The following is a 528-nucleotide window of genomic DNA, read 5'->3' as shown; positions in this document are numbered from 1 at the left end:
AGTGGGCCGCCCGCCGGCTCGTCGCCCACCACGGCCTCGCACCCGACCGCGTCCACGTCGCCGCCCCGGGCGCCGACATCGCGCCCCTCGCCCCCGGCACCGACGGTGTCTCCCGGCTGCTGTGCGTCGCCTCGGTCACCCCGCGCAAGGGGCAGCACCGGCTCGTGGAGGCCCTCGCCACCGTCACCGACCTGCCCTGGAGCTGCGTCCTCGTCGGCGGTCTCAACCAGGACCCCGAGTACGTGGCCGGACTGCGGGACCTGATCGACCGGCACGGACTCGGCGACCGCCTGGAGCTCGCCGGGCCCCGCTCCGGCGCCGCGCTCGACGCCAGCTACGCCTCGGCCGACCTGATGGTCCTCACCTCGTACGCCGAGACGTACGGCATGGCCGTCACCGAGGCGCTCGCCCGGGGCATCCCCGTACTGGCCACGGACGTCGGCGGGCTTCCCGAGGCCGTCGGGCGCGCGCCCGACGGCGGGGTGCCCGGCCTGCTCGTCCCGCCGGAGAACCCGGCGGCCCTCGCCG

The 528-nt window shown here is 77.5% G+C and carries 1 protein-coding gene; it reads left to right on the top strand.

Translation table 11 applies throughout. The features are described 5' to 3' along the window. A partial coding sequence (locus HO151_RS03525; RefSeq protein ID WP_173894645.1) for a glycosyltransferase family 4 protein occupies window positions 1-528 on the top strand: 528 nt, incomplete at both ends.

This window comes from Streptomyces sp. 8P21H-1 (assembly GCF_013302945.1).
The sequence above is the reverse complement of the archived record's forward strand: the minus strand, read 5'-3'. Positions and strand labels throughout refer to the sequence as shown.